The 8,858-nt window shown below is 58.8% G+C and carries 5 protein-coding genes; all 5 read left to right on the top strand.

Features of this window, described 5'->3' with window-relative positions:
* On the top strand, positions 1-215 hold a 215-nt coding region (locus tag BVK86_RS18210; RefSeq protein WP_075947725.1), incomplete at its 5' end, for a PAAR domain-containing protein.
* Between the two features lie 685 nt (positions 216-900).
* The gene (locus tag BVK86_RS18200) at positions 901-1,833 is read left to right on the top strand and encodes an NAD-dependent epimerase/dehydratase family protein (protein ID WP_075947723.1); all 933 of its coding nucleotides are present in this window, start codon (positions 901-903) and stop codon (positions 1,831-1,833) included.
* A gap of 62 nt (positions 1,834-1,895) precedes the next feature.
* Positions 1,896-4,709 (top strand): bifunctional glycoside hydrolase/polysaccharide deacetylase family protein, encoded by a 2,814-nt coding sequence (locus BVK86_RS18195; protein WP_075947722.1) that lies wholly within the window; start codon positions 1,896-1,898, stop codon positions 4,707-4,709.
* Complete coding sequence (locus BVK86_RS18190) at positions 4,687-8,310, top strand: tetratricopeptide repeat protein (RefSeq protein WP_075947721.1); 3,624 nt, start codon at positions 4,687-4,689, stop codon at positions 8,308-8,310. The genes BVK86_RS18195 and BVK86_RS18190 overlap by 23 nt, the downstream gene beginning before the upstream one ends.
* Positions 8,311-8,339: 29 nt before the next feature.
* A complete protein-coding gene (locus tag BVK86_RS18185) occupies positions 8,340-8,858 on the top strand; it encodes a penicillin-binding protein activator LpoB (protein WP_075947720.1) in 519 nt (172 codons plus the stop codon).

The following is an 8,858-nucleotide window of genomic DNA, read 5'->3' as shown; positions in this document are numbered from 1 at the left end:
CCTGCCAGCTCAAGGGCACGCATACCCTCAATGGAAAAACCCCGGCGGTGTTGGGCGACAAGGCTTACTGCCCGCTGCATCTGGGCGAGTTTGCCTTCGTCGAAGGGCATCCGCGCCGGCGTATGAACGGCATTCCGTTTGTATGGGAGGGCCATCTCCTGGCCTGTGGTTGTCATGGCGTGGCGAGCACTGCTCAAAATGTGCGGGTAGGGTAAAAATTAAACAAAAAAAAGCCCGCGGGAGGGCGGGCAAACCGTAGTTTCTTGAATGAGCGAGGCAAATGTACAGGGTGTGGCTTCGAGGTGGGGTGAAGAAAAGTTCATGTGGATGAACGCCCGGGTCAGAAGCCTTGGTGCGCTCAAGGCAAATGATCCGCCGCAAAGTCAGCCTCCGAACGCGCACGCAAACCGGCGTACCCGGATGACTTGGGCGAAACGCATCCGTATTGGATAAAAATGCGGTCGGACGCGATCAGCCTGTTGTCGTCCTTCGCAGGGTGCCAGCCAAGTTGACGCTGCAAAGGCGTTTTAATTTCATCTTGGCGCTCTAGAGTGGCTACGCTGGGTAGCGCTCCGGTGAGCCACTGGATCCTGTTCATAAGTCATTGAGGTGGGGCAACGCCAGGTTGTACCTTAATGATCAAAATGGATCCATTTTAGGCGTCAATAAAGTGACGAATAATCGCGATCAGATGCCGTGCGGCGGCAAAGTAGACAACCTATTGACAGTATCGGTTTGTTCTCCCATTATCGGCCGCGCTTTGATGGCTTTGCGCCATAAAAATGTCGGTGGTGACTGGGCAGTTTCCCAAGTTTCGCAACCGTAATACGATGACAAATGCCCACACCGTCAGCGGCCTCTTTTAACGAGTATCCGCTTGAATATTCAGGAAGAAATTTCATGTTCGTTGAGCGCGTACTGGTCACTGGCGGAGCCGGATTCATTGGATCGCACCTTGTGGAAGCGTTGCTGGCCAAAGGGTATAAAGTTCGCGTTCTGGATAACTTGTCCACCGGCAAAGTCAGTAACTTGCCCATGGACAACGCCAATCTGAACCTGGTCATCGGCGATGTCGCGGACAGCGCCGCCGTGGCCCAGGCCATGCGTGATTGCAGTGCCGTCGTACATTTGGCGGCAGTGGCTTCGGTGCAAGCATCGGTGGACGATCCAGTCAGTACGCATCAAAGCAACTTCGTCGGCACTCTCAACGTTTGCGAAAACATGCTGAAGGCCGGGATCAAGCGCGTCGTGTTTGCCTCCAGTGCTGCCATCTATGGCAACAACGGCGAAGGATCGGCCATCGACGAAGACACGCCAAAATCGCCGCTCACGCCCTATGCCAGCGACAAGTTATCCAGTGAGCACTACCTGGATTTCTATCGCCGCGAGCACGGCCTGGAGCCGGTGATCCTGCGCTTCTTCAACATCTTTGGCCCACGCCAGGATCCGTCTTCGCCGTACTCCGGGGTGATCAGCATTTTCACCGAGCGAGCGATGAAGCAGCAGCCTGTGTCGATTTTCGGTGATGGCGAGCAGACCCGCGACTTCGTCTACGTTCTGGACCTGGTGAGCATTCTGCTGCAAGCCGTGGAGACCACCGAGCCGCGTCCCGGTGCGGTGAACGTCGGTCTGAGCCGCTCCACCAGCCTCAATGATTTGATCGCTGAACTGGGGGCTGCCACCGGCAATCCTTTGAAGGTGAATAATCAGGCGCCACGTCAAGGCGACATTCGCCATTCGCGCGCCAATAATGCCCGCTTGCTTGAGCGCTTCAAGCTTCCGGAACCGACTTCCATCGGCAACGGTCTAGCGCAACTCATCCGCAGTTTGTAACTCGGTCTGCTTTACTGTCCGACGCACAATCAGTACTGATCAAGTCATTTCAAGAGTGAGTTATGGAAATCGTTTTTCGCAGGACGCGTGTCCGCTCGGTCGCCAAGCGACTGTTAGCCGCTCTGGCGCTGTGTGTGGGTGGACCTGCCGTGCAAGCCGCGGTTTTGACTCCACCCTCCAGCGTGGCCTTTTGGTATGCCGATGAGCCGCCGATCTCTGAACTGGCCCAGTTCGACTGGGCAGTTGTCGAGCCGGGGCACATGACAGCGAGCGATGTCAAAACGTTGCGCAAGCTGGGCAGTGAGCCGTTTGCTTATGTGTCTGTGGGAGAGTTCGACGGCTCAAAGGCTGACATCACCAAGGCCGGCCTGGACAAGGCGGTCTCTCCGGTGCGAAACGATTCGTGGAACAGCCAGGTCATGGACCTTACGGCACCGGCCTGGCGCGAACATTTGCTCAGGCGTGCCAAGCAGCTGCAAGCCCAGGGTTATGGCGGACTTTTTCTCGATACCCTCGACAGTTTCACTCTACTGCCAGAAAAGTCACGTGAAGCACAGCGTGCCGGCCTTGCCAGTTTTCTGCGTGAGCTGCACAAGCAGCAGCCAAAACTGAAGCTGTTTTTCAATCGTGGCTTTGAAGTGCTGCCGGAGCTCGACGGCGTGGCGGCAGCGGTAGCTTTCGAGTCGCTGTACGCCGGTTGGGATGCCGCCGCCAAGCGATATCGACCCGTGCCGGAGGCGGACCGCCAATGGCTGCTGGGCCAGCTGCAACCGTTGCGTGCCAAGGGCATTCCACTGGTGGCGATCGACTATTTGCCACCGGAACGACGTGAGGAGGCCCGCAAGCTGGCCAAGCGTTTGCGCGATGAAGGTTTCATTCCTTTTATCAGCACCCCAGACCTGAATTCGATGGGTATCAGCAACATCGAAGTGCAGCCTCGACGTGTCGCGTTGGTTTACGACCCGCGCGAAGGTGACCTGGCTGATAATGCCGGTCATACCTATCTCGGCGGGCTGCTCGAATACCTCGGGTATCGCGTCGACTACCTGCCTGCCAACAGCGCCATGCCGGAATATCGCTTCAGTGGCTTGTATGCCGGGGTGATCACATGGATGACCAGCGGTTCGCCGCAAGACGCTGCGGCGTTCAACCGCTTCATTAGCGCGCGTCTGGACGAGCACGTGCCGGTGGTTTTTTTCTCCGGTCTGCCGATCGAAGACCGGGTCCTGCTCAAGCGCATGGGCCTGACCCGCGAAGCCCCGCCGGGTACCCAAACCCTGACCGTTACTCATCAAGACAAGGCGCTGATCGGCGCTTTTGAAGCACCGGTGCAGCCCCGATCCCGTGATCTGACGGCGGTTTCGGTGTTGCCCAAGGGGCCGACACCGGCACTCTCGCTGAGCAATGCAGCAGGTGAAACTTTTAATCCGGTCGTCATTGGCGATTGGGGCGGTCTGGCGCTGGCGCCTTACCTTCTTGAGGTGAACAACGAGCGCAGTCGCTGGATTCTCGATCCCTTTGCCTTCCTCAAGGCAAGCCTGCGTCTGCCTGAGCAACCACGCCCGGACACCACCACGGAAAACGGCCGTCGAATCGCCACTGTACACATCGATGGCGATGGTTTTCCATCCCGCGCCGAAGTGCGTGGCACTCCGTACGCCGGTCGTCACACGCTGGACGACTACATCAAGCCCAACCCGTTCCTGACGTCGGTGTCGATCGTCGAGGGTGAGATTTCGCCGCGCGGCATGTTCCCGCACCTGGCACGTGAACTGGAGCCCATCGCCCGCGAGATCTTCGCCAACCCGAAGGTCGAAGTGGCCACTCACACCTTCAGCCATCCGTTTTTCATGCAGCCGGACAAAGCCAAGAAGCGTGAGAATTTCAAACCGGAATATGGCTTGAACATGGCGATTCCGGGTTACGACAAAATTGATTTCCGTCGCGAGGTTGTCGGTTCGCGCGACTACATCAACCAGCAGCTCACCACCCCGGAAAAACCGGTGAAAATGGTGTTCTGGCCAGGTGACGCCCTGCCTTCGGCGTCGACGCTGAAGATTGCCTACGATGCCGGCCTGAAAAACGTCAACGGCGCGGAAACGATGATGACCAAGGCCGACCCATCGCTGACCGGGTTGAACCCGTTACTGCGCCCTACCGAGGGCGGTTTGCAGTACTACGCGCCGATCATCAACGAGAACCTCTACACCAACCTGTGGCACGGCCCCTACTACGGCTTCCGCGAATTGATCGAGACCTTTGAACTGACTGACAGCCCAAAGCGTCTGCGGGGCCTGCACCTTTACTACCACTTCTACTCAAGCACCAAGCAAGCCTCGATCAAGGCCATGCACGAGATCTACGGCTACATGCGTGAGCAGAATCCGATGTCGCTGTGGATGAGCGACTACATCGATCGATTGCATGGCTTGTACCAGGCCAGTCTGGCGCGAACCGCCGATGGCAATTGGCAGATTCGCGGCATGGATGCATTGCGCACCGTGCGCCTGGACCCGCAAATGGGCTGGCCGGATTTGCTGCGATCGCAAGGCGTTGCCGGTGTTCGAGATATACCGCAAGGCCGCTATGTGGCCCTGAGCAGCGACCGGGCACTGCTGGTTCTGCGTCCTGACCGGGATGGCCGCCCGGCGCTGGAGGATGCGAATTTGCCTCTGCTGAGTTGGCAGTACCTGGATGATAAACGCGTGAGTTTTTCGTTTGCCGGGCAGTTTGATCTGACCTTCTCGGTACGCTCGGCGAGTGCCTGCCGGGTCGAAGTGGATGGACAGCGTTTTGCCGGCAAGGGGTCTGCGGGCCTTTGGACTTTTCAATTACCAATGAAGCAGGTGAGTAATGGTCAGCTCCTCTGCAACTAAAAAAAGCCGCCTGCTCAACCCCTGGGCATTGGCGGTGGTGGCGGTTGCCGTGGGAGGTCTGCTGTGGGCGACCTTCCAGCGTGAAGAAGTATTCCAGCCCGATGGTCGTGAGCCGGATGCGGTCTCGGCCAACTATGCCGAGTTGCTGCTGGCGGCCCACCCGGACGACGATCACCTGCGTATGCAACTGATCGATCTGTTGATTCGTCTGGGTGAGTACGACAAGGCGCGGCGGCACCTGGAGGCCTGGCCGCATCCGAAGGCGCAGGTTCAGGCCTTTTATCGTTTGCAGCTTGACGCATTGGTGGCCGAGAGCAGCAACGATCTGATTGCGCAGCAGGCTTTGGTTGAGCGGATGAAAACCTTCGATCACCGCAAGTTGCCGACGCCGCAGTTGCAAACCCTGGCCAAGCTGGCGCTGGAGTTGCAGGCCCCGGCGTACGCCGCTGGCGTCTACGAAGAAATTGCCAACCGTGAACCGAAGTTGCGTACCGAGTCGTTCAGATCTGCCGCCCAGTGGTATATGGCCGGTGAGCAGCCAGGGCGTGCGGCTGATATCTATCAGCAGCTCAAAAGAGAAGCCCAGGTAGGCGCCGAGCGTCGCGAATTTGCAAAGCTGGCTTTTGACAGCCTGCTGTCCGCCGGTCGTGGTGACCAGGCCGCACAGGTGCTTGCCGATGAGCTACCGCAGCTGATCAATCCTCAAACCGACATTGCCTGGCTGGAACAGGGCGTTGATGTCGCGGTAGCGAACAAGCGTTTTGATCTGGCACAGCAAGTGCTCAAGCAGTGGCAGATTTTGCAACCGGATAACCCGCAGATCCCGTTGAAGGCTTTCCATGTGCGACTGGCCATCGGCGACCTGGCGGGTGCCTGGGAAACCGGTCAGCAACTGGTGATCGACCACCCCCAGGATCAGGCGCTGCTTGAGCAAATGGCGCGGCTGGGTGAATGGCGTGGAGAGAACGAGGCCGCGTTGACCTACTGGATCAGTCTGCTGAAGTTGCACGAAGACCCGAAGCTGCGTGAGCACGCGTGGCGTCTGGGGAGTCAGCAGTTTGACTTCGATCGTTCGATCCCGTTGCTTGAAGAGATCATGGATCAGCGTGCGCTGACTGACGTCGAACTCGATGCACTGAACTACGGTCATGAATCGCGGGGCACGCCGAACGAGGCCGAAGCCTGGTTCCACAAGTACTTGCGCAAGTACCCGTCGCATCGCCTGGCGTGGACGCGTTTGTTGCAGAACCTGGAAAACACCGGGCAGTTCGAGAGCAAGACCAAGGTTTATGAGAGCTATGCCAAACGCTTCAAGCTCAATACCACCGAGCAGGTCGACTGGGCCAACACTTACCTGAAGTTGTTCGATAACACATCCGCATGGAAAGTGGTTCAGGACGATGACCAGACCATCGACGACGAGCATTACTGGCACGCCCGTGCGTCCCTGGCCTGGGAACTGGAGCGCGATGAGGATTTACGGGTTTCGCTGGAAAAACTGCTTGCGATCAATGGCAAGTTGACCAGTGGCGACGAGAGTCAGTTGATCACCATGTATCGCACTCGCGATCCTCAACGCGCCTTGACGTTGACGATTGGCAGCTGGGAGCGCACCCGGGATCCGCAACGTCTGGTCGAGGCGTTGCAGCAAGCTCAGGAGTTGGACGACTGGTCGCGGGTGGTATCGCTGCTTAAAGATGCCGAGCAATACCCGGAGGCCTTTGATCAAGCTCAGGTGCTGGCGATGCGGGGTGCATTGGCGGCCAAGCAGGGGAATGCCGATGAGGCCGAGCGCCTGTATCAACTGGGCTTGTCGCGTTACCCCACTGACAACTTGTTCCGTGAGCGACTGGTGTGGTTCTACGTTGATCAGGCGGACACCGCGAAACTCAAGCCTCTGATGACCCAGTGGCGCGATTATGCACGCCAGGACCGACTGCTTTGGCTGCCGTTCGCCAGTGCCAGCCAGTTGCTGGGCCGCGACGCAGAAGCACTCGCCTGGTATCGCATGTACCTCAAAAGCAGTCCGCAGGACTGGCTGGTGCGGGCGGCCTATGCCGACGCATTGGAAAGCGCCGGTTATGAGGATGCAGCCCAGCGATTGCGTCTGAAGCTGCTGCGCAGCCCGGAAGGTGAAGACATAAAGCCATCGTCTCAGCGTTACGCTGTCTGGCTGCGTCTGATGACCAGCAGTTATTCGCCGAAAAAGGCGCAGCACGAGTTGTTGAGGTGGAAGGACGGTTCGCCGGCGATGTTGCAAATGTGGTTCGAACGCCTGCTGGCGCGCCTCGATACCACCAATTCGGAATCGCAAAAGGATGATTGGCTGGCGTGGGCACGTAGCCATGGCTTGAAGGTCGAACGCTACGAGCAGATTCAGGAAGCCCTGCGTAGCCGTAACAAGTCGCAAGTCGAAACACTGCTGGCCCGTAGCGACCTGGACCCTGCGCAGCGGGCTCAGGCGCTCAATCGCCTGGGTCGTCTGAACGAAGCGCTCGACACCAGCCTGACAGCGCTCGGTGACGAGCAGCCGGAAGCTGTGCGCGAACAGCTGCGTCGCCAGGCCGTGGAAATCCACGAGCGCACGCCGCAAGGCGCGCAGTTGTCGTGGCAAGAGCAGGATTTCGGCGGAATCGAGTTCAACGCTCCGCGTCTGCAAATCGCGCACAACCTGGGCGATAAGTGGTACGCCGATCTTGAGCTGGAACAGGGCGACTACAGCGGTGACGAAATCGAATCATCGAAAATCGGCGAAGAGCGTAATGCCGCCCTGACCCTGCAACGTGCAGTGGATAACGGCAGCTACAAACTGTTTGCCGATACCAGCCAGCGCGACGATGACGACCGCAACGGCCTGGGCCTGTCCCGGACCTGGCAGTTGGGCGTGAGCGGTGAACTGGAAACCGGTGTTGATTGGCATCGCAAGAACGAAGACAGCGGTTTGATGCGGGCCTTCGGCCAACAGGACCGCGTGTATCTGGGTGGACGTCACAGCCTGACGGCTCGCGATCAATTCAGTTGGGAAGTCGCACAGCGGTCATTTTCGACCCGTGCCGGTGACGATCTGGGCGATGGCCACGCGCTGAAAATGGAGTACAACCATACGCTGGAATTCGCCGGTCCCAACTGGACCGTACGCAGCGGTGTCGACTATCAGAAGAACCGGGTCAAGGACAAAAATCTGGATTATCTGTCCAGCAACTTTGGTGGGCCGGTCATCAGGGCCGCGCCTGAGCAGACGTTCGACCCGGATACCGGTGAGCCCGATCCGATCAATCCACTGGATATCGAAACCGTCACCGCCAGCGACTTGCTGCAAAGCCGCTACGGCCAACTGTATTTCGGCAGTTCCTGGCGTCGCGGCATACCTGGCGCGCTGGTGCGGACCAAGCCGCAGTACACCTGGCTGGTGGACCTGACGGCAGGTTGGCAATGGACCGATCAAACCTTTAACTACGGCATCAATACCGGGATCGGCGTTGAAGTGCTGGGTGATGACGAACTGGCCCTGACCTTCGGCTACCAATCCGCGCCACAAGGCGGGGACGGCAAGGCCGGCGGAACACTGGGCGTGAGCTACGGCGTGCGTTTCGGACGCTGATCATGGAATTTTCTACGGGAGAAAAACGTATGCAAGCAATTCGTAATCTGAGCCTGGCGCTGGCGGTCCTGTTTGTCGCCGGTTGTGCCAGCTTCACCGACGATAGCAGCCCGAACCTGCCGCGCACTGCGCAGTGGGGCATCGTGCCGATGGTCAACTATTCGCAGACGCCGCAGGCCGGTGAGCGCAGCGAGCAAATCCTGCTCAGCGTCCTCAGCAGCCACGGCCTGCAACCACGGGTTTACCCGGCCAGCACCCAGGGTGAACAAGCGTTGATGGACGACAACGAGCGTCTGGCCGGAGCCCTTGATTGGGCGCGCGAGCAGAAACTCGATTACGTGGTCGCCGGCAGCGTTGAAGAGTGGCAGTACAAGAACGGCCTGGACGGCGAGCCGGCAGTGGGCATCAGCCTGCGCGTGCTGGATGCAAGCAGCGGCCAGGTGCTCTGGAGCAAAAGTGGCGCGCGTGCCGGTTGGTCTCGTGAAAGCCTGGCGGGTACCGCGCAAAAGGTGCTCGACAAACTTGTTGGCGCCCTTAGGTTCGAGTGA

This window comes from Pseudomonas reinekei (assembly GCF_001945365.1).
GTDB lineage: Bacteria > Pseudomonadota > Gammaproteobacteria > Pseudomonadales > Pseudomonadaceae > Aquipseudomonas > Aquipseudomonas reinekei.
Note: the sequence above shows the minus strand (reverse complement) of the source record. Positions and strands in the feature narration are given on the sequence as shown.

What these genes read in the sequence shown, in the direction of transcription:
- BVK86_RS18200 (WP_075947723.1), top strand. Translation starts at nt 901, where the DNA reads ATGTTCGTTGAGCGCGTACTGGTCACTGGCGGAGCCGGATTCATTGGA.
- BVK86_RS18195 (WP_075947722.1), top strand. Translation starts at nt 1,896, where the DNA reads ATGGAAATCGTTTTTCGCAGGACGCGTGTCCGCTCGGTCGCCAAGCGA.
- BVK86_RS18190 (WP_075947721.1), top strand. Translation starts at nt 4,687, where the DNA reads ATGGTCAGCTCCTCTGCAACTAAAAAAAGCCGCCTGCTCAACCCCTGG.
- BVK86_RS18185 (WP_075947720.1), top strand. Translation starts at nt 8,340, where the DNA reads ATGCAAGCAATTCGTAATCTGAGCCTGGCGCTGGCGGTCCTGTTTGTC.